Source organism: Variovorax sp. Soil_C_19 (genome assembly GCF_057657255.1).
On sequence record NZ_JBDGIV010000012.1, the window covers coordinates 80,222 to 100,511 of the forward strand.

Here is a 20,290-nt window from a genome sequence, read left to right on the forward strand (position 1 = left end):
AAAGCCGGTCGCCGCTCTCGGACCGGCCCAGCCATGCGCGACTTCGACGTTCTCATCGTGGGCAGCGGCCTGGCCGGCCTGTCGGCGGCGCTGCACCTGGCGCCCACGCACCGCGTGGCGGTGCTGACCAAGCGCGCCTTGAGCGATGGCGCCAGTGCCTGGGCGCAGGGCGGCATCGCGGCCGTGCAGGCCGAGGGCGACAGCTTCGACGCCCACGTGGAAGACACGCTCGTCGCCGGCGCGGGCCTGTGCGACCCCGCGGCCACCCGCTTCGTGGTCGAGCATGCGCCCGAGGCCATCGGCTGGCTGCGCGCGCTCGGCGTGCCGTTCTCCGAGGAAGACGGCGCCCTTCACCTGACGCGCGAGGGCGGCCACAGCCAGCGCCGCATCGTGCACGCGACCGATGCCACCGGCGCGGCCGTGCAGCAGACGCTGATCGAGCGGGTGCGCCGCACGCCGAACATCGCGCTGTTCGAGCACCACATGCTGGTCGACCTGATCACGCAACCGGCGCCCGGGCGCGGCCGGCCGGTCTGCCGGGGCCTCTATGCGCTCGACGACGCCACCGGCGAGGTGCAGGCCTTCGCTGCGCCCCACACCCTGCTTGCGACGGGCGGCGCGGGCAAGGTATACCTCTACACCACCAATCCCGACACGGCCACGGGCGACGGCATCGCCGCGGCGTGGCGCGCGGGCTGCCGGGTGTCGAACATGGAATTCATCCAGTTCCACCCGACCTGCCTCTACCATCCGCACGCCAAGTCGTTCCTCATCAGCGAGGCCGTGCGCGGCGAAGGCGGCCTGCTGAAGCTTCCCGCATCGGCCGGCGGTGCGCGCTTCATGCCCCGCCACGACGAGCGCGCCGAACTCGCGCCGCGCGACGTGGTGGCGCGCGCCATCGACTTCGAGATGAAGAAGCACGGTCTCGACTGCGTGCACCTCGACATCTCGCACCAGCCCGCCGCCTTTCTCGAGGCGCACTTTCCCAACATCCTCGCGCGCTGCGCAGCGCTCGGCATCGACATCACGCGCGACCCGATTCCCGTGGTGCCGGCGGCGCACTACACCTGCGGCGGCGTGCAGACCGATCTTGCAGGGCGCACCGACGTCGCCGGCCTCTACGCGATCGGCGAGACCGCCTGCACCGGGCTGCACGGCGCGAACCGGCTGGCGAGCAATTCGCTCGTCGAGTGCATGGTGTTCGCCCGCGCCGCGGCCGACGCCATCGCGCGCGCACCGGCCAACAGCCCACGCGTCGAACTGCCCGCCTGGGACGCCAGCCGCGTGACCGATGCCGACGAGGCGGTCGTCATTTCGCACAACTGGGACGAGCTGCGCCGCTTCATGTGGGACTACGTGGGCATCGTGCGCACCGACAAGCGCCTGGAGCGCGCGAGCCACCGCATCGCGCTGCTGCAGTCCGAGATCCAGGAGTTCTACGCGAACTTCCACGTCACGCGCGACCTGCTCGAACTGCGCAACCTGGTGCAGGTGGCCGAGCTAATCGTGCGCTCCGCGCAGGCCCGGCACGAGAGCCGCGGTCTGCATTTCAGCCGCGACCATCCATCGCTGGCCGAGCACGCCGCGCCCACGGTGCTGGTGCCCCCGGCCGACTGATCGACCCACCGTTTTTTTGTTCTCTTCATCCAAGGATGCCCGGCCACCGACGCCCGCAGGGAGAAACCCAACCATGTCGAACCTCACCATGCCCGCAGACACCTCGCCCGCCTCGCCCTACGGCTCGCTGCCGCCCGCCTCGCCACCCGCCTCGCGCAAGCCCGTGAGCCTGCCGCGCCTCGCCGACATGCATGCGCGCGGCGAGAAGATCGCGATGCTGACGGCCTACGACGCCACCTTCGCCGCCATGGCCGACCGGGCAGGCGTGGACTGCCTGCTGGTCGGCGACTCGCTCGGCATGGTGTGCCAGGGCCTCGAGAGCACGGTGGGCGTGAGCCTGGAGGCGATGCGCTATCACACCGACAGCGTCGCGGGCGGCCTGCGCCGCGTGCAGGGCACGGCCTGGCTGATCGCCGACCTGCCCTTCGGCAGCTACCAGCAGTCGCGCGAGCAGGCGCTCGCGAGCGCCACGGTGCTGATGCAGGCGGGTGCGCACATGGTCAAGCTCGAAGGCGGCGGATGGACCACCGAGACCGTGCGCTTCCTCGTCGAACGCGGCATTCCGGTGTGCGCGCACCTCGGGCTCACGCCGCAGACCGTGCATGCGCTGGGCGGCTACCGCGTGCAGGGCAAGGGCGACGCGGCCGCGACGCTGCTGAAGCAGCAGGCGCATGCGCTCCAGGACGCGGGCGCGGCCATGCTGGTGCTCGAGATGGTGCCGGCCGCGCTCTCGGCCGAACTCACGACCGAGCTGACGCACTGCGCCACCATCGGCATCGGTGCCGGCAAGGCCACCGCCGGACAGGTTCTGGTGCTGCACGACATGCTGGGCATGAACCTCGGGAAGATGCCGAAGTTCGTGCGCAACTTCATGGCCGACGCGCCGGGCATCGCCGATGCGCTCGCGGCCTATGTGCGCGCCGTGAAGGACGGCAGCTTCCCCGACGACCAGCGCCACGCCTGGTAAGCAAGAAAGGACTTTTCCGATGAAGATCGCACGCACCCTCTCCGAACTTCGCGAGCACCTGGCCGCCTTCGAGCGACCCGCCTTCGTTCCCACCATGGGCAACCTGCACGACGGCCACCTGGCGCTCGTGAAGCAGGCGATCCCCCTCGGCGACGTGACGGTGGCGAGCATCTTCGTCAACCGCCTGCAGTTTTTGCCGCACGAGGATTTCGACACCTACCCGCGCACTTGGGAGAGCGACTGCGAGAAGCTGCGCACGGCCGGCTGCAACGTGCTGTTCGCACCCGACGAACGCGCGCTCTACCCCGAGCCCCAGACCTGCAAGGTGCATCCGGACCCGGCGCTCGCCGACATCCTCGAAGGCCATTTCCGCCCCGGCTTCTTCGTGGGCGTGTGCACGGTCGTGATGAAGCTGTTCCAGTGCGTGCAGCCCCGCATGGCGGTGTTCGGCAAGAAAGACTACCAGCAGCTCATGATGATCCGCCACATGGTGCGGCAGTTCGCGATGCCGATCGAGATCGTCGGCAGCGAGACCTTCCGCGCGGCCGACGGCCTGGCGCTGTCGTCGCGCAACGGCTACCTGAGCGAAACCGAGCGCGCCGAAGCGGTGCAGCTGTCGAAGGCGCTCCAAGCCATGGCGGGCGCCGTGCGCGCGGGCGAGCGCGACCTCGCCGCCATCGAGGCGCGCGCGATGCAGACGCTCGCGGCGCGCGGCTGGCAGCCCGACTACATGGTGCTGCGGCGCCGTTCCGACCTGCAGGCACCCGCCGCCGCGGGCGAGCCGCTCGTCGCGCTGGCCGCGGCGCACCTGGGCGCCACGCGGCTGATCGACAACGTCGAGATCGACGCACCCGCCGGCCCATGAGCTATAGCGTCAAGGAAATCTTCTACACGCTGCAGGGCGAAGGCGGCCAGGCCGGCATGCCGGCGGTGTTCTGCCGCTTCGCGGGTTGCAACTTCTGGACCGGACGCGAGGAAGACCGCGCCACGGCCGTCTGCCGCTTCTGCGACACCGATTTCGTCGGCACCGACGGCACGCTCGGCGGCAAGTTCCGGGACGCGGCCCTGCTGGCCGACACCATCGCCGCGCAATGGCCGGCCGACGACGCCGAGCGCCGCCTGGTGGTGCTGACCGGTGGCGAGCCGCTGCTGCAGGTGGACGCTGCACTGGTCGAGGCCCTGCATGCGCGGGGCTTTCGCATTGCCGTGGAAAGCAACGGCACGATCGCGGCGCCCGAGGGCATCGACTGGCTCTGCATCAGCCCGAAGGCCGGCGCGCCGTGGCTGCAGCAGCGCGGCCAGGAACTGAAGCTGGTGTGGCCCCAGCCCGGCTTCGATCTCGACGCGATGGCACGGGCCGGCGAGTTCACGCACCGCTTCCTGCAGCCGATGGACGGCCCCGACCAGGCGGCGAACACGCGGCTGTGCATCGCCGAGTGCATGCGCCGGCCCGCCTGGCGCCTGAGCGTGCAGACCCACAAGATCACGGGCATCCGTTAGGCAGGACATCCGTTAGGCAGGACTTTTCTTTCATGCGATTCACGATCAGCCAACGCTTCTTCTTCGATGCCGCACACACGCTCCGGCGCGAGATCGAGGCCGAGGGCAGCCGCCGCATACACGGCCACACCTACCACGCCGAAGTGTGGCTGGCCGGCGAGCGCGATCCGGTGACGGGCATGGTGATCGACCTGGGCCTGCTGCGGCGCAGGCTCGGCGAGGTGCGCGAGCAGCTCGACCACCGGCTGCTCGACGAGGTGGCGGGGCTGCATCCGCCGACACTCGAGAACCTCTGCCTGTTCATCGCAGACGCGCTGCCCGAACTGCGGCCCTCGCTCGCGCGCGTTCGCGTGTGGCGCGAGGCGCTGGGCGACAGCTGTACGCTGGAGTTCTGAATCTTGCCCCCTCTCCCCTCGGGGAGAGGGTTGGGGTGAGGGTGAGCGGCAGCGAAGGCCGCGCGATGTTGTGAGGCCCAGGCCCTCACCCTGGCCCTCTCCCGGAGGGAGAGGGAATAAAACGTCAGGCCGCGCCGATGCCCGCGACCAAGCTGCCCGCCGCCTTGCCGTTCTTGAGCCCCGCCGTGAACGCCAGCATGCGGTCGATCGGCACCCGCGCGCGCCGGCCGAGCGCCGGGTCGACATGGACCTCGCCCGCGCCGGTCTCGAGCGCGTTTGCAAGCTCGGCCAGCCCGTTCATCGCCATCCACGGGCAATGCGCGCAGCTCTTGCAGGTGCCGCCGTTGCCGGCGGTGGGGGCTTCTATGAAGGTCTTGCCGGGGTTCAGCGTGCGCAGCTTGTGCAGCATGCCGATGTCGGTCGCCACGATGAATTCGGCCGCGTCCATGCGCTGCGCCGCATTCAGGATGGCGGAGGTCGAGCCCACCGCATCGGCCAGCGCGATCACGTCGGCCGGCGATTCGGGGTGCACCAGCACCTTGGCTTTCGGGTGTTCTTTCTTGAGCAGTTCGAGCTCGAGCGCCTTGAACTCGTCGTGCACGATGCAGGCGCCATTCCAGCTCACCATGTCGGCGCCGGTCTGGCGCTGGATGTAGTCCCCCAGGTGGCGATCTGGGCCCCACAGGATCTTCTGCCCGGCGGCATGCAGCGCGCCCACCACGTCGAGTGCACAGCTCGAGGTGACGAGCCAGTCGGCACGCGCCTTCACCGCCGCGCTGGTGTTGGCGTAGACCACGACGGTGCGGTCCGGATGCTGGTCGCAGAAGGCGCTGAACGCCTCGACCGGGCAGCCGAGATCGAGCGAGCAGTTCGCGTCGAGGTCGGGCATCAGCACGCGCTTCTCGGGCGATAGGATTTTCGAGGTCTCGCCCATGAAGCGCACGCCCGAGACCACGAGCGTGGTCGCTGCATGGTCGCGGCCGAAGCGCGCCATCTCGAGCGAATCGCTCACGATGCCGCCGGTCTCCTCGGCCAGGTCCTGCAGGTCGGGATGCACGTAGAAGTGCGACACCATGACCGCATTGCGCTCGTGCAACAGGCGGCGAATGCGCGCCTTGAGCGCCGTGCGCTCGCTGGCCGACGGCTCGGGCGGCACGCGCGCCCAGGCGTGGCGCGTGTCGCACACGGCCGTGTCCGCGCGCGCGGGCTCTTCGTAGTCGACGTCGATGAGCGGGGACGGCATGGGCGGCTCAGCTTTCCTCGAAGCGCATGGAGTAGTCGACGGCCTTCACGTCCTTCGTCAGGGCGCCGATGGAGATCCGGTCGACGCCGGTCTCGGCCAGTGCGCGCAGGCCGTCGAGCGTCACGCCGCCCGAGATCTCGAGCACGGCCTTGCGCGCTTCGCCGGCCGCCTCGTTGATGCGCACGGCCTCGCGCAGCGTGGGCAGGTCCATGTTGTCGAGCAGCACCATGCGCGCGCCGGCGTCGAGCGCCTCGCGCAGCTGGGCCAGCGTCTCGACCTCGACCTCGACGAAGGCGGCGCGCGCCGCGACAGGCGCCACCGCCCGCAGCGCTGCGGCCACGCCGCCGGCCGCGGCAATGTGGTTTTCCTTGATGAGCACCGCGTCGTAGAGGCCGATGCGGTGGTTCAGGCCGCCGCCCGTGCGCACGGCGTACTTCTGGGCCAGGCGCAGGCCCGGCAGGGTCTTGCGCGTGTCGACGATGCGCGCGCGCGTGCCGCGGACCGCGTCGGCGTATTGCGCCGTCTTGGTGGCCACGGCACTCAGCAGCTGCAGGAAGTTGAGCGCGGTGCGCTCGGCAGTCAGCAGCGCGCGCGCGGCGCCTTCGACCTCGAGCACGACCTGGTCGGCCGCACAGTGCTCGCCCTCGCCGCAATGCCACTGGATGCGGGCTTCGGGATCGAGCTGCCGCAGCGTGGCTTCGACCCACGGCGCGCCGCAAACGACGGCCGACTCGCGCGCCAGCACGCGGGCGCGGGCGCGGCGGGCCGGGTCGACCAACGAGGCGGTCAGGTCGCCGTCGGCCACGTCCTCCTGCAGGGCGCGGCGGGCCGGGTCGACCAACGAGGCGGTCAGGTCGCCGTCGGCCACGTCCTCCTGCAGGGCGCGTGCCGCGTCGGCCTCGGCCAGTGCGCGCACTTCGGGCGCCGAAAAATCAAAGCGATGGCTCTTGGCAGTCATTGTCTTGTTGTCTCGTTCTCTTTTTGTCTTTTTGCCTGTCGCGCCGTCGAAGAAGAAGCCGTTCGTCAGGAATCGGGTCGAACCGATTCGGGCACCGGATCGCGGCCGGTCAGCGAGGCGACGGCCTCCTTCGGGCCGAGCCGGCCGTCGAGCAGCGCGACCACGCTTTCGGCGATCGGCATCTCGATGCCCAGGCTGCGCGCGCGCTGCACCACGGTGCGGGCGCAATAGACGCCTTCGGCCACATGGCCCAGCGATGCCACCGCCTGGGCCAGGGTCTGACCCTGCGCGAGCAGCAGGCCCACCTTGCGGTTGCGTGAGAGGTCGCCTGTGGCCGTGAGCACCAGGTCGCCGAGCCCTGAAAGCCCCATGAAGGTCTCGGCACGTGCACCGAGCGCGAGCCCGAAGCGCGTCATTTCGGCCAGGCCGCGTGTGATGAGCGCGGCGCGCGCGTTGAGGCCCAGCGCGAGACCGTCGCACAGGCCCGTGGCGATGGCCAGCACGTTCTTGACGGCGCCGCCGACCTCGACGCCGACGATGTCGTCGTTCGCATAGACGCGCAGCGCGGGACCGTGGAAGGCATCGACCAGCGCGTCGCGCACCTCGGCGTGCGGGCTCGCCGCCACCAGTGCGGTGGGACGGCCCTCGGCGACTTCCTGGGCGAAGCTCGGCCCGCTGAGCACGCCGGCCTTCAGCGCGGGCGCGACCTGGGCCCAGATCTCGTGGGCCAGCAGGCCGAACGAGGCGGCGTCGCCGCCGAGCGCCGGCTCCACGCCCTTGCAGAGCCAGGCCACCGGCGCGCGCGTACCGCGCAAGGCGATGAGCTGCTGGCGCAGTGCGGCCATGGGGGTGGCGACGATGACGAGTTCGGCGCCGGCCTGCGCCTCGCGCAGGTCACCGGCGCGCACGGCGAGCCCCGGCGGCAGCACCAGGCCCGGCAGGTAGCGGCGGTTTTCACGCGACTTCGAGATCGCGTCGGCCTGGGCCGCATCGCGCGCCCAGAGCGTGACCTCATGGCGGCCGGCCGCATTGACAGCGAGCGCCGTGCCCCAGGCTCCGGCGCCATGAACGCAGATCTTCATCGGCGTCGCGGCGCTGTGCAGCGCTTACTGCGTGACGATCGGCGAGGGCTGGCCGGCGGCCTGCGCCTGCTGCTGCTCGTACATGGCCTGGAAGTTGATCTCGGCCAGGTGCACGGGCGGGAAGCCGCCGCGCTGGATCACGTCGGCCACGTTGCCGCGCAGGTACGGATATACGATCTGCGGGCAGGCGATGCCGAGGATCGGGCCCATCTGGTCTTCGGGCAGGTTGCGGATCTCGAAGATGCCGGCCTGCTTGGCTTCGACCAGGAACACGGTCTTGTCGCCGATCTTGGTCTGCACGGTAGCGGAGACCGAGACTTCAAAGATGCCGTCGGCGACGGGCTGGGCGTCCACGCCGAGCTGGATGTCGACCGTGGGCTGCTCCTGCTCGAGCAGGATGCCGGGGGAATTGGGTTGTTCGAGCGACAGATCCTTGAGGTAGACGCGCTGGATCTGGAACACGGGATCTTGGGCTTGCTGGTCGGCCATGGCTGGACTTTCGAGAATCAAAACAATGCCCGCTGGGGCGGGTAACCCGCAGCGGGCTGCAGATGCGAGAACGGAAGATTATGGCCCGGCACAAAGGCCGGTTCGTGAAACACGCCAAAGGCAGGTTTGGGACGGCGGGCGAAATGCACGCTTCCCCGGGGGAAGCTCGATCAGCTGCCTTGCAGCAGCGGCACCAGCCCGCCGCGGCTGTCGAGCGCCATCAGGTCGTCGCAACCGCCCACGTGGGTGTCGCCGATGAAGATCTGCGGCACGGTGCGCCGCTGGGTGATTTCCATCATGGTGTCGCGGGCCTGCGGATCGCTGTCGATGCGAATCTCCTCGATCTCGTCGACGCCCTTGGATTTGAGGATCTGCTTCGCCCGCACGCAGTACGGGCAGAAGGCGGTGGTGTACATCTTGACTGCTTGCATGGTCTGTACCTCGGGAGATCTTTCAGTTTTTCAACCCGGCCGGCGCCAGGGGGAAACCCCCGCCCGCCGATCAGGCCTTCTCGACCGGCAGATTAGCCTCTTTCCACGCCTTGAGTCCGCCCGAGACGGCTTGGGCCTGCTCGTAGCCGAGTTTCTTGGCCGTGGCCACGGCGCGCTGGGCGCGGGCACCGGTGGCGCAGACCAGCAGCAGCGGCACGTTCTTGTTCTTGACCGCGCCGGTCAGCTTTTCCTCGATCTGGTTCAAAGGCACGTTCTTGGCGCCGATCATGTGGCCGGCGGCGAACTCCTCGGGCTCCCGCACGTCGACCAGCACCGCGCGCTCGCGGTTGATGAGCTGCACCGCCCCCTGCGCCGTGAGGGTGCCACCGCCGGCCCCACGAAGCTTCGGCCAGGCGAGCATGCCACCCGCGCTGAGTGCGAGCAGCACCAGCATCCAGTTCGCGGTGACGAATTCGATCAATTTCACGGGGGTTCCTTGGATGGCAAACCCGAGATTTTAGAATGCTGGTTTTCCAAAGCGCTGCCAAAGGCCTCCCACATGCACAAACTGGTACTGATCCGCCACGGCGAATCGACCTGGAATCTCGAAAATCGCTTCACCGGATGGACCGACGTCGACCTCACCGAGACCGGCATCGAACAGGCCAAGCAGGCCGGACGGCTGCTCAAGGCCGAGGGCTACGACTTCGACGTGGCCTACACCAGCGTGCTCAAGCGTGCCACGCGCACGCTCTGGCACACCCTCGACGAACTCGACCGCACCTGGCTGCCGGTGGTGCATTCGTGGCGCCTCAACGAGCGCCACTACGGCGGCCTGCAAGGCCTGAACAAGGCCGAGACCGCCAAGAAGTACGGTGACGAGCAGGTGCTGATCTGGCGCCGCAGCTACAGCACGCCGCCGCCGCCGCTCGACGCCGACGACCCGCGCAGCGAGCGCGGCGACGTGCGCTACGCGAAGCTCTCGCCCGAGCAGATCCCGCTGACCGAATGCCTGAAGGACACGGTGGCCCGCGTGCTGCCGTTCTGGAACGAATCGATGGCCCCCGCGATCCGCACCGGCCGCCGGCTGGTGGTGGCGGCGCATGGCAATTCGATCCGGGCGCTCGTGAAGTACCTCGACGGCATCTCGGACGACGCCATCGTCGGCCTGAACATCCCGAACGGCATCCCGCTGGTCTACGAACTCGACGACGACCTCAAGCCGCTGCGCCACTACTACCTCGGCGACGCTGCCGCGGCCGAAAAGGCAGCGGCAGCGGTGGCCTCCCAGGGCAAGGGCTGAAAAAGAAAGGCCCCGGGCGGCGGTCCCCCGTGGAACCCCGGCAGGCAATTTGCTTCCAAGCTGTGTATATTGGTTCGACAGCCGACAAGGACAATCACTCATGATGGGCCAGAAATTGAAGATTACCGGCTGGGTCGCCGCTGGCGCCGTGGCCGGCGTCCTGACCACCGTCTCGCTGCAGACGGTCGCACGCGGCTCGCTCGCGCCGCTCCCGCTCGAAGAACTGCAGCAGCTCGCCGCAGTGTTCGGCATGGTCAAGAGCGACTATGTCGAGCCGGTCGACGAGAAAAAGCTCATCTCCGATGCCATCTCGGGCATGGTCGCGGGGCTCGATCCGCATTCGCAGTACTTCGACAAGAAGTCCTTCAAGGAATTCCGCGAGGGCACGACGGGCCGCTTCGTCGGCGTCGGCATCGAGATCTCGCAGGAAGACGGCCTGATCAAGGTGGTGTCGCCGATCGAGGGCTCGCCCGCTTTCCGCGCGGGCCTGAAGCCCAACGACCTGATCACCAAGATCGACGACACGGCCGTGCGCGGCCTGTCGCTCAACGAGGCCGTCAAGCGCATGCGCGGCGAGGCCAACACCAAGGTGCTGCTGACGATCTTCCGCAAGGACGAGAGCCGCACCTTCCCGGTCACGATCACGCGCGAGGAAATCCGCACCCAGTCGGTGCGCGGCAAGGTCATCGAGCCGGGCTATGGCTGGATCCGCGTGTCGCAGTTCCAGGAGCGCACGGTCGACGACTTCGTGAAGAAGGTCGACGAGATCTACCGCGAGCAACCCAACCTCAAGGGCCTCGTGCTCGACCTGCGCAACGATCCCGGCGGCCTGCTCGATGCGGCGGTGGCCATTTCGGCGGCCTTCCTGCCCGAGAACGTCACGGTGGTCACGACCGACGGCCAGCTCGCCGAGAGCAAGTCGGTCTACAAGGCGGCGCCCGAGTTCTACCAGCGCCGTTCGGGCAGCGACCCGCTGCGCAACCTGCCTGCGGCCCTGAAGACCGTGCCGCTCGTGGTGCTGGTCAATGAAGGCTCGGCCTCGGCGAGCGAGATCGTGGCCGGCGCGCTGCAGGACCACAAGCGCGCCACCATCATGGGCAGCCAGACCTTCGGCAAGGGCTCGGTGCAGACGGTGCGCCCGCTCGGCCCCGACACCGGCCTGAAGATCACCACCGCGCGTTACTACACGCCGAGCGGCACGTCGATCCAGGCCAAGGGCATCGTGCCCAACGTGCTGGTCGATGAAAGCGCCGAGGGCAGCCCGTTCGCCGCGCTGCGGATGCGCGAAGCCGACCTCGAAAAGCACCTGGCAAGCGGCCAGGGCCCTGAGGTCAAGGACCCCGAGCGCGAGAAGGCCCGCGACGAGGCCCGCAAGCGCCTCGAGGAAGAAGCCAAGAAGCCGCCGCAGGACCGCAAGGTGCCCGAATTCGGCAGCGACAAGGACTTCCCGCTGGTTCAGGCGCTCAATCGCCTGAAGGGCCAGCCGGTGCTGGTCAGCAAGACCCAGGTCATCGTCGACAACAAGGAAGAGAAGAAGGAAAACTGAGGCCGACCGCCGGCTTGGTGAGTAAGTACGCGCGCATGGAAGACAGCGAACTCCTGCGCTATTCGCGCCACATCCTTCTCGAGGAATTCGGCATCGACGGGCAGGCGCGGGTCAGCGCCGGCCGGGTGTTGGTCATCGGCGCGGGCGGCCTCGGCTCGCCCGTGGCGCTGTACCTTGCTGCGGCGGGCGTTGGCCACGTCGTGCTGGTCGACGACGACGAGGTCGACCTCACCAACCTTCAGCGCCAGGTCGCCCACACGAACGCCCGCGTCGGTCGGCCCAAGGTCGAGTCGGCCGCCGAGGCCATGCGCGCCATCAACCCCGGCATCGCCATAGAGACGCATGCCGTGCGCGCCGACGAGGCGCTGCTCGCACGGCTCGTTGCGGCGGCGGACGTGGTGGTCGACTGCTGCGACAACTTCGCGACCCGCCATGCGGTGAACCGCGCCTGCGTGGCGCATGGCAAGCCGCTGGTCGCGGGCGCGGCGATCCGCTTCGACGGCCAGCTGAGCGTCTACGACACCCGCGACGACGCCTCGCCCTGTTACGCCTGCCTCTTTCCGCCCGATGCAGCCTTCGAGGAGACGCTCTGCGCGGTGCTCGGGGTCTTCGGGCCAGTGGTCGGCACCATCGGCACGCTGCAGGCCAGCGAAGCGCTCAAGCTGCTCGCGGACATCGGACCGTCGCTCGCCGGCAGGCTCCTGATGTTCGACGGACGCCGCAGCGCCTTCGACACGCTGCAGGTCGCGCGCGACCCCCACTGCAGCGTATGCGCCACGCGCCCGGGGCACTGACGCTCAACGCTGCGTCGCCGGCGCACCGTTCGTCTTTGCGCCCTTCGCCTTCGCGGCGCCGGCCGCTGCAGGGCCCGCCGAGGGCTTGTTGGCGTCCGACAGCACGCTCTTGCAATCGGCATCCTCGCCGGGGCCGGTCTCGATGGTCGCCGCCAGCGCGAGCAGCGGGTTGATCGCCCCGAGTGCCAGCGCGACCAGGCCGCGTTCCGCCAGTGGCATCGCCTGGACGCCACCCGAGGGCGAGCCAAAGGTGCCGCCGATGACCAGCGGCGTGCGCAGCGAGAGGATGCTCGCGTCCTTGGGCTGCGGCCGCACCACGAAGTCGAGCTTCTCGGTCGCGAGGTTGGCCTCGCCGGTGACGTAGAAAACGGTGTCTTCGGTGTCGAGCACCATGCTGCGGCTGCGCATGACGCCCTTGTCGACGTCGAAGGCCACCGCCGCGCAGCGCAGTTCGACGTTGCGGTCGCCGCCCAGCAGAAACTTGATGATCTCGCCGCCATCGAGCCCCATGAACTCGAGCAGCAGGTTGCTGAAGCGCCCGCGTCCGGTCAGTGCCGCCACATCGCCCGAGGCGGCACCGAGCCAGCCGGCCACCGAGTTGCCGCGACCCGACAGGTTGACCCGGCCATCGAGCCTGCTGAAGCTGCTCCGCATGGTCTCGACCTTCGGGATCAGCCGGTTGAGCTGCACGTTTCGCAGATCGAGCGAAGCGCGGATATCCGCGGGATTCTGGGTCGCGTCGATGCGGATCGCGCCCGCCAGCTTGCCGCCGCCAATGCCCAGGTCGAGCGGTTCAAGCGCCAGCACGCCGTCCTTGAGCTTGACCTGCACGCTGCCGCGGTCGAGCGGAACGTCGCGCACGTTGCGGATGCGGTCCGCCGTGTACTTGACGTCGGCATTCATCGCGCGCAGGCGTTCGAAGTCGAGCGGGGCCGTGGGCAGCACCTTGGCGCCCGAGGCGCGCCGGTCCTGGATCGTCGGTGGCGGCGCCACGCCCTCCACGGCCTTGGCCGAGCGCTCGGTGGGCCGCAGGCCGATCAGCGGCCCCAGGTCGTCCATGTCCATCACCTTCGAGCGCAGCTCGCCCGAGAGTTGCGACACGGCAGCGCCCTGGTCGAAGCGCATGTCGCCGCCGATATCCGACAGGCCGAGCCGGCCCTTGAGCCCGGCCACTTCCCACAGCGTGCCGCGCTTGCGCAGATCGCCGCTCAGCGCATAGGGCGAGGTCTCGGGCAGCGCAATGCCCAGCAGCGGGAACAGCGCACCGAGCGTCTGGCCCTTGAGATCGAATTTGGCCTCGATGCCGTCCAGGTCGGCAAACTGGCCCACGGTGCCAGCGGCCTTGAGCCGCGTCTGTCCGGCCTTCGCGTCGATCTCGAGCGGAAACGGCGGCTGCCCGGCGGCGTTGAGCTGCAGCACGTTGCCGGTGCGGCCGTCGGCGGTCAGCGGCTGGCCCTTGTAGCGCCCCTTGATCTTGTAGGCCAGCGGCAGGTCGCCGCGGCTGGTGTCGTAGCTCACGTCCGCATGCACGTCCACGCCCAGGTGCTTGGCCAGGAAATCGATGGCGCCGCCGTCGACCTGCACCGACCCGATGACCGGCACCGTACCCGCGTCGGAGGTGTCCTTGCCGAACGCCCAGGTGCGGCGCCCGTCGGCCTCCATCTGCAGCCCGACCGTGGGCGAGGCCAGTGCAAGGCGCGGGATCACGACCTGCTGCCGCAGCAGCAGCGGCCAGAGCCGGATGTCGAACTCGGCGTGCTCGGCCTTCAGCAGGTACGGATCGCGCGCCCAGGGCGGATTGGCGAACTCGATCCCGTCGGCCTTCACGGTCGCGCCGCGCAGCCCGATGCCTACGTCGAGCCGGCGCGTGATCTCGAACTTGCGGCCGGTCTTCTCGCTGACGTAGCGGTTCACGGGTTCACGCAGGGTGTCCCACGGAAAGAACGCCAGCAGGAGCATGAGTGCCGCAAGAAGCAGCACGAAGCCGGCCAGCAGCTTGAGCCACAGCGGCCGGGTGCGAAAGACGTTCGTTGCCATGGTGTCCTGGATATACCTTCGTTGCGGTGTTTCGGGTCGGCAGTCGACCGCATGCATCGTGAGCCAATGCCTACGGCAGAGGGCAGCACAAAGGCGGTCGTCGGAACCCGCCTACAACACGCTTCCTCCGAACCCTGCATGATGCTCGTCGGCGGAGCCCCACCCTTCGATGCCCAGGCAGTCGCCAGCAGGCGTTGCGCGGCGACGCCTGCCAACGTGAGAGGAAGCGCGGTTCGGCATGGACACCAGATTGCAGACCTACATCGTCGAAGACAACCTCACGATCCGTGAAAACCTCATTGGCACCCTGGAAGAGCTCACCTGCACGACGGTGGTTGGCTTCGCAGAAACCGAAGTCCACGCAAGACAGTGGCTGCAGTCGCACGGCGACGAATGGGATCTTGCCGTGGTCGACCTCTTCCTCAAGCAGGGCAGCGGCCTCGGCGTGCTCCAGGCCTGCGCCGCGCGCAAGGCGCACCAGAAGGTGGTGGTGCTCAGCAACTATGCGACGCCCGACATCCGGCGGCGCTGCGCGGAATTCGGCGTCGACGCCGTGTTCGACAAGTCGAACGAGATCGATGCCCTGGTCGACTTCTGCATCCTCGAGGCGGTGGCGCACCGCCCCGCGAGCGGCACCACCGACTGACGGAGGACAAGACGAAGAAAAGGCCGCACCGGGCGGCCTCGTACTCCAGGTCGGGGGCTGCTCAATCGATCAGCTTGTTCTTCAGAGCGTAATAGGTGAGGTCGCTGTTGGACGACAGGTTCATCTTTTCCATCAGGCGCGTGCGGTAGGTGCTCACGGTTTTGACCGACAGCGACAGCGTCTTGGCGATGTCGCCTGCGGTTTCGCCCTTGGCGAGCTTCAGGAAAACCTGGAACTCGCGCTCCGACAGTTGCTCGTGGGGCGCCGCGTCGTCCTTGCGGTCGAGCTGGCGTGCGAGCAGTTCGGCGACGGCCGGCGTGATGTAGCGGCGGCCGAGCGAGATGGTGCGGATCGCATTGACGATCTCCATCGGGTCGCATTCCTTGTTGAGGTAGCCGCTCGCCCCCTGGCGGATGAGGTTCATCGCGTAGTGCTCTTCGGGGTACCCGCTGAGGATGAGGATGCCCACGTCCGGCGCCTTGGCGCGGATCATCGCCAGCGCGTCGATGCCGCTCTGCCCCGGCATGGAGAGGTCCATCACCAGCACGTCGAGCTCGGTGGTGCGCACCAGCTCGATCGCCTCGCGTCCGCTGGCGGCTTCGCCGGCGACGCGAAGGTCGACATGCTCGGAGAAGAACTGCCGGAGGCCGGACCTCACGATAGCGTGGTCATCCACAATTCCAATTTTGATCATCTGTTACTTTCGTCGTTGTGTCGCGAGCGCGGAAGCCGCAACATGCCGGTCCCTGCTTGTTGTCAATTATTCACGAACTTGTGTTGAACGTACCCGCTAAAGTTTCATGCACTGGTTAGCCCCCCCAAAAATGGCCGTAAGCCTGCTGCTCGCGGCGCTGGCTGCGCTGGCCCTCGTCGGCATCAACGAGGCGGGCTACCGCCAGTCGAGCCAGGCCCTCGCCAACATCGGCGAGGCGCAAAAGGTACGCAGCACGCTCAACCAGCTGCTGCAGAACATGCTCGACGCCGAGACCGGACAGCGAGGGTACCTGCTCACCGGCGAAGCGAGCTACCGACAACCCTACGACTCGGCGGTGAAGCAGGTCGACGGGCATCTCGCCGCGCTGCGCCAACTCTACGCCGACCAGCCGGCCGAACGCGCCCGCCTGACCGAATTGTCGAAGCACGTGCTGCGCAAGATTGCCGAAATGGACATGAGCGTGCGGCTACGCAAGGATGGCCAGGAAGACGCATGGAAGTTCGTCATCACGACCGACGTCGGCCGCGAGGAGATGGACGCCATCCGCAAGACCGCGAGCGAGCTGATCGAGGCCAGCAACCGGACCCTGCACGACGCCCAGGTCCAGGTGATGAAGTCGCTGCGGCTCGCTCGCATCGGTACCGCCATCGTGGCGCTCGCCGCCCTGCTGGCCTTCTTCCTGTACCTGCGGCAGTCGCATGCGCTGCGCTCGGTCGGCGAGCGCCAGCAAGAGGCGCTGCAGCGCGAGCGCAACGCGCTCGAGGACGAGGTGCGCGAGCGCACCGCCTCGCTGGCCGAGTTGGCCACCCACCTGCAGGACGTGCGCGAGACCGAGCGCGGCTACCTCGCACGCGAGCTGCACGACGAGCTCGGCTCGCTGCTGACCGCGGCCAAGCTCGATGTGGCGCGGCTCAAGTCGAGGTTGCTCGACACCCCTGACGCCAGCCAGCGGCTGCAGCACCTGACCGAGCTCCTCAACAGCGGCATCGCGCTCAAGCGTCGCATCATCGAGGACCTGCGCCCTTCGTCGCTGTCCAACCTCGGGCTGGTGGCTTCGCTCGAGATCCTCGGGCGCGAGTTCGCCGAACGCTCGGGCATTCCGGTGCAGATGGCACTCGAACCGGTGACGATGGACGAGTCGCGCCAGCTCACCATCTACCGCATGGTGCAGGAAAGCCTGACCAACATCGGCAAGTACGCCGAGGCCACCGAAGCGACGATCGTGCTGAAGAACTACGAGAACCACGTGATCGTGGAAGTGGCCGACAACGGCAAGGGTTTCGACCCGCTGCGCATGCGCCCATCGACGCATGGGCTCGCGGGGATGCGCCACCGTGTCGAGGCGGCGCGCGGCAAGCTCACGATCACCTCGACGCCGGGGCGCGGCACGCGCCTGAGCGCCATGCTGCCCGTGGCCAAGCTGCCTTGATCTAGGAGGCTGTCGGGCTTGGGCATGGCCCCGCGCCGTTTGCTGGGACTGCCAGGCAAGGCGCGGGTGAGGCCGTGTGGCGAGCCACACAACGAGCCCGCAACGCAGCATGGCAGTCCCAGCAAACGGCCCGAAGGGTTGCACGAGACAGGGCGCATGCGGCGTTGCCAATGCTCGCTGGACATCAGTCCAGCTTGCGCTTGGCGCCTTGCCTGCGCCCTGTCTCGCACAACGCGGGGCCATGCCCAAGCCCGACAGCCTCCTGGGAACTCGGCCATCTCCTACGCTCCCCGCGCCCTGGCGCTGACAACCCTTTGCGAGGCCACCACTTAAGGTTGCACCACGCTGCCATTTCCCACACATGACGCGGGCCGTGGCAGCATTTGCCAACAACGAGCGAAGTCTCGAAGGAGTCCACATGTTGCATTACGCAGTGGTGTTTCTGGTCATCGCGCTGATCGCCGCCGTGCTCGGTTTCGGCGGCATCGCAGCCAGCGCGGCAGGCATCGCCAAGATCCTGTTCGTGATCTTCGTGGTGCTCGCCATTGCCAGCTTCCTGGCCGGCTTGCTACGACGCAAGTAGCGTAGGTACCATCCTCAGGCTCCCGCATTTCATCTCCCCGGAAAGGAAACTCCCCCATGAACACGACAAAGACCCCCTCGCAACTCGCCGATGACGCACGCCAGACCGCCAATGAAGCGGTCGAAAGCACGCGCGCCTATGCGCAGAACGCGGTGAACGCAGCCGGCGAAAAGGTCCGCGAACTGCGTCGCGACGTGGAACCCGGGGTCGAGCAACTTGCAGCGCGCGTTCAGCAAGCGGTGCAGCGCGGCCTCGATGCGGCGTCGACCACCAGCGCACGCGCGCAGCGCCGCCTGGAACAGGCAGCCGACGTGACCGGGCGCTACATCTCCGACCAGCCCGTGCGCTCGGTGCTGATTGCCGCCGCAGCCGGCGCCGCCATCACCGCACTGATCGTGCTGGCCAGCCGCGGCCGCAGCGACGACTACTGATCCCTCTGACCACAGGTTGACGCTCGGATCCCGCGCACCATGCTCCATCCGATCTTTTCCACGGTGCTCGGGCATCCGGAACTCATCGCCGAACATGCGGCGAACTATGCGGCACTGGTACGGCAGGAGGCCTCGGAAGCAGGTCGCAGCCTGCTGGCCCGCATGCTCGCTGGCATCTTCGCGGCGGCCAGCGCGATGCTGGCGCTGGGTCTGATCGGCGTCGCGGTGCTGCTCGGCGTGCTGCACGGGAGCTTCCACTGGGTTCTGGTTGCGGTCCCCGGGGTGGCGCTGGCCGTGGCCGGCCTGTGCACCTGGATTGCGACTCGGCCCTTCCCGGGCCACGGATTCGACGATCTTCGGGCCCAGGTCGATGCCGACCTGCGGGCATTGCACGAAGCAGGAGCCCGCGATGGACGACGTTGAACGCAGCCTCCTCACGCCGCAGGAGCGGCTGGCACTGTCGCGCCGCGCGCTGGTGCGGCAACTGAACGGCGGCCGCGACGAGCCCCGATACGACGAGGCCGGATACGATCAAACCGACGACCGCTGGCACGGCGAACCGCACACGCAGGCGGCCGCCATGCGAGGTGCTGCACAGTCGCCCGACGCCGAGCGCGCTGCAGGCGCCTCGCTGCCCTGGTTCTCGATGGCGCGCAGCATGACCGAGCGCTGGTGGCGCCGCCACCCCGCCCATGCGATGGGCCAGCTGGCACGCCCGGTGCTCGAGCGCTACGCGCGCAAGGAACCGGCCAAGCTCATGGCCGTGGCCGCGGCGACGGGGGCCGTTCTGGTGCTCGTCAAGCCGTGGCGGCTGCTTTCTTTCACGGCGGTGCTGGCGGCAGTGCTCAAGACATCCGATGTGGCTGACGTCGTCAACACGCTGATGCAGCAGAAAAACACAAGCCCACGAAAGGACCCCCGATGAATGCCCCCGTTTCCCAAGCCGACGCCCGTCCCGCCGAACACCAGCGCCTAGTGCTCGACGAAGCGGCGATCGGCGCCGCCGCCAGGAGCCTCGACGAAGGCGCGGTCACACCGAGCTATGGCCCGTGGCGCGACGACGTCGTCAAGCTCCTGAACGATGCCCTGGCGACCGAACTGGTGTGCGTGTTGCGCTACAAGCGGCACTATTTCACGGCCAGCGGCGTTTCCTCGCCCGCGATCGCCGACGAGTTCCTCGTGCATGCGAACGAGGAGTCGGCCCATGCCGACCGCATTGCCGAGCGCATCGTGCAGCTCGGCGGCGAACCCGATTTCGCCCCGAACCACTTGCTCGACCGCAGCCATGCGAGTTACGACGAATCGACCGACCTTCAGGCCATGGTGCGCGCCAACCTCATCGCCGAGCGCATCGCGGTCGAGACCTACCGCCAGATGATCCACCTGATCGGCGACAAGGACCCGACCACGCGGCGCATGCTCGAGGACATCCTGTCGGACGAGGAAGAGCACGCCGACGAGCTCAGCGACTGGCTCGGCCACTGACTTAGCGGCCGCCCATGAAAAAGCCCGGATCTGCCGGGCTTTTTCATGCAGTGCGTCCAAGCTGCCTCAGTTGCGGACCTCGAGCAGGTTGTTCACCGAGCTCACGCCCTGCACGCTCTTGGCGATTTCTTCGGCGCGGGCCTTGGCAGCCGCGGTGGGCGCCGGGCCCTTCAGACTCACCACGCCGGATTTCGTGTCGACGTCAATCTTGATCGCGCTCAGGTCCGGGTCCTTGGCAAGCCCGGCGGACACCGAGGCCGTGATCGCGGCGTCGTCCACGGTGGCGCTCATGGCAGTGCCGGCGTCCTTGGCTGCATCCTTCACCTCTGCGGTGGTGCCCGAGGCATCGATCTTGTCCTTGGCGTCCTTCAGCGCTTCCGCGGTCTTGGCGGCCGCGGTCTCGGCGGCCTGCTCGGTCTTGGCAATCGCGCTGTCGAGTTGCTGCCCGGCGGTTTTGTTGTCGGCGTTGTCGCAGGCCGCCAGGGCTAGAGCCGCGCCGGCCAGTAGCACGGCAGTGATGGAACGATGTGTTGTGTTCATTGGAAATCCTCCGTTGGCTCGCAGGGAGCAGGGAAAGCGCAAAAAGTGCGGCCCGAAGTGGGCCACACTTCAATCTAGTTTCTCGCGCACGCCCGTCGG

General features: G+C 68.3%; 24 protein-coding genes. 15 read left to right on the top strand and 9 right to left on the bottom strand.

From position 1 onward, the window contains the following. Nucleotides 1-33 precede the first annotated feature (33 nt). From nadB to AC3A6R_RS20665, 5 genes are all read left to right on the top strand, one after another. Nucleotides 34-1,617, top strand: coding sequence for an L-aspartate oxidase (nadB, locus tag AC3A6R_RS20645; protein WP_487865422.1), 1,584 nt, complete (start codon nucleotides 34-36; stop codon nucleotides 1,615-1,617). A 73-nt stretch (nucleotides 1,618-1,690) separates the two neighbouring features. Next, nucleotides 1,691-2,584, top strand: coding sequence for a 3-methyl-2-oxobutanoate hydroxymethyltransferase (gene panB, locus AC3A6R_RS20650; RefSeq protein ID WP_487865423.1), 894 nt, complete (start codon nucleotides 1,691-1,693; stop codon nucleotides 2,582-2,584). Nucleotides 2,585-2,603: 19 nt separating this feature from the next. Further along, nucleotides 2,604-3,449 (top strand): pantoate--beta-alanine ligase, encoded by an 846-nt coding sequence (gene panC / locus AC3A6R_RS20655; RefSeq protein WP_487865424.1) that lies wholly within the window; start codon nucleotides 2,604-2,606, stop codon nucleotides 3,447-3,449. Further along, nucleotides 3,446-4,084, top strand: a complete 639-nt coding sequence (gene queE, locus AC3A6R_RS20660; protein ID WP_487865425.1) for a 7-carboxy-7-deazaguanine synthase — start codon at nucleotides 3,446-3,448, stop codon at nucleotides 4,082-4,084. Before panC ends, queE begins: the two co-directional genes overlap by 4 nt. 32 nt (nucleotides 4,085-4,116) lie before the next feature. Then, on the top strand, nucleotides 4,117-4,479 hold the full coding sequence (locus tag AC3A6R_RS20665; protein WP_487865426.1) for a 6-pyruvoyl trahydropterin synthase family protein: 363 nt from the start codon (nucleotides 4,117-4,119) through the stop codon (nucleotides 4,477-4,479). A gap of 124 nt (nucleotides 4,480-4,603) precedes the next feature. On the opposite strand, the gene nadA is transcribed toward AC3A6R_RS20665, so the two are convergent. From nadA to AC3A6R_RS20695, 6 genes are all read right to left on the bottom strand, one after another. Beyond that, a complete protein-coding gene (nadA, locus tag AC3A6R_RS20670; RefSeq protein WP_487865427.1) occupies nucleotides 4,604-5,722 on the bottom strand; it encodes a quinolinate synthase NadA in 1,119 nt (372 codons plus the stop codon). A 7-nt stretch (nucleotides 5,723-5,729) separates the two neighbouring features. Next, a complete protein-coding gene (gene nadC / locus AC3A6R_RS20675; protein WP_487865428.1) occupies nucleotides 5,730-6,680 on the bottom strand; it encodes a carboxylating nicotinate-nucleotide diphosphorylase in 951 nt (316 codons plus the stop codon). A 65-nt stretch (nucleotides 6,681-6,745) separates the two neighbouring features. Then, complete coding sequence (locus tag AC3A6R_RS20680; protein WP_487865429.1) at nucleotides 6,746-7,762, bottom strand: NAD(P)H-dependent glycerol-3-phosphate dehydrogenase; 1,017 nt, start codon at nucleotides 7,760-7,762, stop codon at nucleotides 6,746-6,748. Nucleotides 7,763-7,786: 24 nt separating this feature from the next. Next, nucleotides 7,787-8,251: a protein-export chaperone SecB gene (gene secB / locus AC3A6R_RS20685; protein WP_487858536.1), complete on the bottom strand. Its 465-nt coding sequence runs from the start codon at nucleotides 8,249-8,251 to the stop codon at nucleotides 7,787-7,789. 170 nt (nucleotides 8,252-8,421) lie between these two features. Further along, complete coding sequence (gene grxC / locus AC3A6R_RS20690) at nucleotides 8,422-8,682, bottom strand: glutaredoxin 3 (protein ID WP_487858537.1); 261 nt, start codon at nucleotides 8,680-8,682, stop codon at nucleotides 8,422-8,424. 70 nt (nucleotides 8,683-8,752) lie between these two features. Continuing rightward, nucleotides 8,753-9,136: a rhodanese-like domain-containing protein gene (locus tag AC3A6R_RS20695; RefSeq protein WP_487858633.1), complete on the bottom strand. Its 384-nt coding sequence runs from the start codon at nucleotides 9,134-9,136 to the stop codon at nucleotides 8,753-8,755. Between the two features lie 105 nt (nucleotides 9,137-9,241). Between AC3A6R_RS20695 and gpmA the strand changes: the two genes are divergently transcribed. The 3 genes from gpmA to AC3A6R_RS20710 all read left to right on the top strand — a co-directional run bounded on the left by gpmA (nucleotide 9,242) and on the right by AC3A6R_RS20710 (nucleotide 12,325). Continuing rightward, nucleotides 9,242-9,985 carry a 2,3-diphosphoglycerate-dependent phosphoglycerate mutase gene (gpmA, locus tag AC3A6R_RS20700; RefSeq protein ID WP_487858538.1) on the top strand — a complete coding sequence of 248 codons (744 nt, stop codon included), beginning with the start codon at nucleotides 9,242-9,244 and terminating at the stop codon, nucleotides 9,983-9,985. Between the two features lie 103 nt (nucleotides 9,986-10,088). Continuing rightward, nucleotides 10,089-11,531: a S41 family peptidase gene (locus tag AC3A6R_RS20705; RefSeq protein WP_487858634.1), complete on the top strand. Its 1,443-nt coding sequence runs from the start codon at nucleotides 10,089-10,091 to the stop codon at nucleotides 11,529-11,531. Nucleotides 11,532-11,566: 35 nt separating this feature from the next. Then, the gene (locus AC3A6R_RS20710) at nucleotides 11,567-12,325 is read left to right on the top strand and encodes a HesA/MoeB/ThiF family protein (RefSeq protein WP_487865430.1); all 759 of its coding nucleotides are present in this window, start codon (nucleotides 11,567-11,569) and stop codon (nucleotides 12,323-12,325) included. Nucleotides 12,326-12,328: 3 nt separating this feature from the next. Here the strand turns inward: AC3A6R_RS20710 and AC3A6R_RS20715 are convergent, their stop codons facing one another. Beyond that, nucleotides 12,329-14,362: an AsmA family protein gene (locus AC3A6R_RS20715; protein ID WP_487865431.1), complete on the bottom strand. Its 2,034-nt coding sequence runs from the start codon at nucleotides 14,360-14,362 to the stop codon at nucleotides 12,329-12,331. Nucleotides 14,363-14,600: 238 nt separating this feature from the next. On the opposite strand from AC3A6R_RS20715, the gene AC3A6R_RS20720 reads away from it, so the two are divergent. After that, nucleotides 14,601-15,008 (top strand): response regulator, encoded by a 408-nt coding sequence (locus AC3A6R_RS20720; RefSeq protein WP_487858541.1) that lies wholly within the window; start codon nucleotides 14,601-14,603, stop codon nucleotides 15,006-15,008. 61 nt (nucleotides 15,009-15,069) lie between these two features. On the opposite strand, the gene AC3A6R_RS20725 is transcribed toward AC3A6R_RS20720, so the two are convergent. Next, a complete protein-coding gene (locus AC3A6R_RS20725; RefSeq protein WP_015866882.1) occupies nucleotides 15,070-15,702 on the bottom strand; it encodes a response regulator in 633 nt (210 codons plus the stop codon). Nucleotides 15,703-15,832: 130 nt separating this feature from the next. Between AC3A6R_RS20725 and AC3A6R_RS20730 the strand changes: the two genes are divergently transcribed. The 6 genes from AC3A6R_RS20730 (at nucleotide 15,833) to AC3A6R_RS20755 (ending at nucleotide 19,651) form a co-directional block, all read left to right on the top strand. Beyond that, nucleotides 15,833-17,152: a CHASE3 domain-containing protein gene (locus AC3A6R_RS20730; protein ID WP_487858542.1), complete on the top strand. Its 1,320-nt coding sequence runs from the start codon at nucleotides 15,833-15,835 to the stop codon at nucleotides 17,150-17,152. A gap of 418 nt (nucleotides 17,153-17,570) precedes the next feature. Next, complete coding sequence (locus AC3A6R_RS20735) at nucleotides 17,571-17,735, top strand: DUF1328 domain-containing protein (protein WP_487858543.1); 165 nt, start codon at nucleotides 17,571-17,573, stop codon at nucleotides 17,733-17,735. A gap of 56 nt (nucleotides 17,736-17,791) precedes the next feature. Continuing rightward, nucleotides 17,792-18,166, top strand: coding sequence for a hypothetical protein (locus tag AC3A6R_RS20740; RefSeq protein ID WP_487858544.1), 375 nt, complete (start codon nucleotides 17,792-17,794; stop codon nucleotides 18,164-18,166). Nucleotides 18,167-18,205: 39 nt separating this feature from the next. Continuing rightward, nucleotides 18,206-18,589, top strand: a complete 384-nt coding sequence (locus AC3A6R_RS20745; protein ID WP_487858545.1) for a hypothetical protein — start codon at nucleotides 18,206-18,208, stop codon at nucleotides 18,587-18,589. Then, a complete protein-coding gene (locus AC3A6R_RS20750; RefSeq protein WP_487865432.1) occupies nucleotides 18,576-19,091 on the top strand; it encodes a hypothetical protein in 516 nt (171 codons plus the stop codon). Before AC3A6R_RS20745 ends, AC3A6R_RS20750 begins: the two co-directional genes overlap by 14 nt. Continuing rightward, the gene (locus tag AC3A6R_RS20755) at nucleotides 19,088-19,651 is read left to right on the top strand and encodes a ferritin-like domain-containing protein (protein WP_487865433.1); all 564 of its coding nucleotides are present in this window, start codon (nucleotides 19,088-19,090) and stop codon (nucleotides 19,649-19,651) included. The genes AC3A6R_RS20750 and AC3A6R_RS20755 overlap by 4 nt, the downstream gene beginning before the upstream one ends. A gap of 66 nt (nucleotides 19,652-19,717) precedes the next feature. Here the strand turns inward: AC3A6R_RS20755 and AC3A6R_RS20760 are convergent, their stop codons facing one another. Beyond that, nucleotides 19,718-20,191, bottom strand: coding sequence for a BON domain-containing protein (locus AC3A6R_RS20760; RefSeq protein ID WP_487858548.1), 474 nt, complete (start codon nucleotides 20,189-20,191; stop codon nucleotides 19,718-19,720). Nucleotides 20,192-20,290 lie beyond the last annotated feature (99 nt).

Bases quoted from the DNA above. Each gene is read 5' to 3' on its own strand.
- nadB (WP_487865422.1), top strand. From the start codon at position 34: ATGCGCGACTTCGACGTTCTCATCGTGGGCAGCGGCCTGGCCGGCCTG.
- panB (WP_487865423.1), top strand. From the start codon at position 1,691: ATGTCGAACCTCACCATGCCCGCAGACACCTCGCCCGCCTCGCCCTAC.
- panC (WP_487865424.1), top strand. From the start codon at position 2,604: ATGAAGATCGCACGCACCCTCTCCGAACTTCGCGAGCACCTGGCCGCC.
- queE (WP_487865425.1), top strand. From the start codon at position 3,446: ATGAGCTATAGCGTCAAGGAAATCTTCTACACGCTGCAGGGCGAAGGC.
- AC3A6R_RS20665 (WP_487865426.1), top strand. From the start codon at position 4,117: ATGCGATTCACGATCAGCCAACGCTTCTTCTTCGATGCCGCACACACG.
- nadA (WP_487865427.1), bottom strand. From the start codon at position 5,722: ATGCCGTCCCCGCTCATCGACGTCGACTACGAAGAGCCCGCGCGCGCG.
- nadC (WP_487865428.1), bottom strand. From the start codon at position 6,680: ATGACTGCCAAGAGCCATCGCTTTGATTTTTCGGCGCCCGAAGTGCGC.
- AC3A6R_RS20680 (WP_487865429.1), bottom strand. From the start codon at position 7,762: ATGAAGATCTGCGTTCATGGCGCCGGAGCCTGGGGCACGGCGCTCGCT.
- secB (WP_487858536.1), bottom strand. From the start codon at position 8,251: ATGGCCGACCAGCAAGCCCAAGATCCCGTGTTCCAGATCCAGCGCGTC.
- grxC (WP_487858537.1), bottom strand. From the start codon at position 8,682: ATGCAAGCAGTCAAGATGTACACCACCGCCTTCTGCCCGTACTGCGTG.
- AC3A6R_RS20695 (WP_487858633.1), bottom strand. From the start codon at position 9,136: ATGCTGGTGCTGCTCGCACTCAGCGCGGGTGGCATGCTCGCCTGGCCG.
- gpmA (WP_487858538.1), top strand. From the start codon at position 9,242: ATGCACAAACTGGTACTGATCCGCCACGGCGAATCGACCTGGAATCTC.
- AC3A6R_RS20705 (WP_487858634.1), top strand. From the start codon at position 10,089: ATGGGCCAGAAATTGAAGATTACCGGCTGGGTCGCCGCTGGCGCCGTG.
- AC3A6R_RS20710 (WP_487865430.1), top strand. From the start codon at position 11,567: ATGGAAGACAGCGAACTCCTGCGCTATTCGCGCCACATCCTTCTCGAG.
- AC3A6R_RS20715 (WP_487865431.1), bottom strand. From the start codon at position 14,362: ATGGCAACGAACGTCTTTCGCACCCGGCCGCTGTGGCTCAAGCTGCTG.
- AC3A6R_RS20720 (WP_487858541.1), top strand. From the start codon at position 14,601: ATGGACACCAGATTGCAGACCTACATCGTCGAAGACAACCTCACGATC.
- AC3A6R_RS20725 (WP_015866882.1), bottom strand. From the start codon at position 15,702: ATGATCAAAATTGGAATTGTGGATGACCACGCTATCGTGAGGTCCGGC.
- AC3A6R_RS20730 (WP_487858542.1), top strand. From the start codon at position 15,833: ATGGCCGTAAGCCTGCTGCTCGCGGCGCTGGCTGCGCTGGCCCTCGTC.
- AC3A6R_RS20735 (WP_487858543.1), top strand. From the start codon at position 17,571: ATGTTGCATTACGCAGTGGTGTTTCTGGTCATCGCGCTGATCGCCGCC.
- AC3A6R_RS20740 (WP_487858544.1), top strand. From the start codon at position 17,792: ATGAACACGACAAAGACCCCCTCGCAACTCGCCGATGACGCACGCCAG.
- AC3A6R_RS20745 (WP_487858545.1), top strand. From the start codon at position 18,206: ATGCTCCATCCGATCTTTTCCACGGTGCTCGGGCATCCGGAACTCATC.
- AC3A6R_RS20750 (WP_487865432.1), top strand. From the start codon at position 18,576: ATGGACGACGTTGAACGCAGCCTCCTCACGCCGCAGGAGCGGCTGGCA.
- AC3A6R_RS20755 (WP_487865433.1), top strand. From the start codon at position 19,088: ATGAATGCCCCCGTTTCCCAAGCCGACGCCCGTCCCGCCGAACACCAG.
- AC3A6R_RS20760 (WP_487858548.1), bottom strand. From the start codon at position 20,191: ATGAACACAACACATCGTTCCATCACTGCCGTGCTACTGGCCGGCGCG.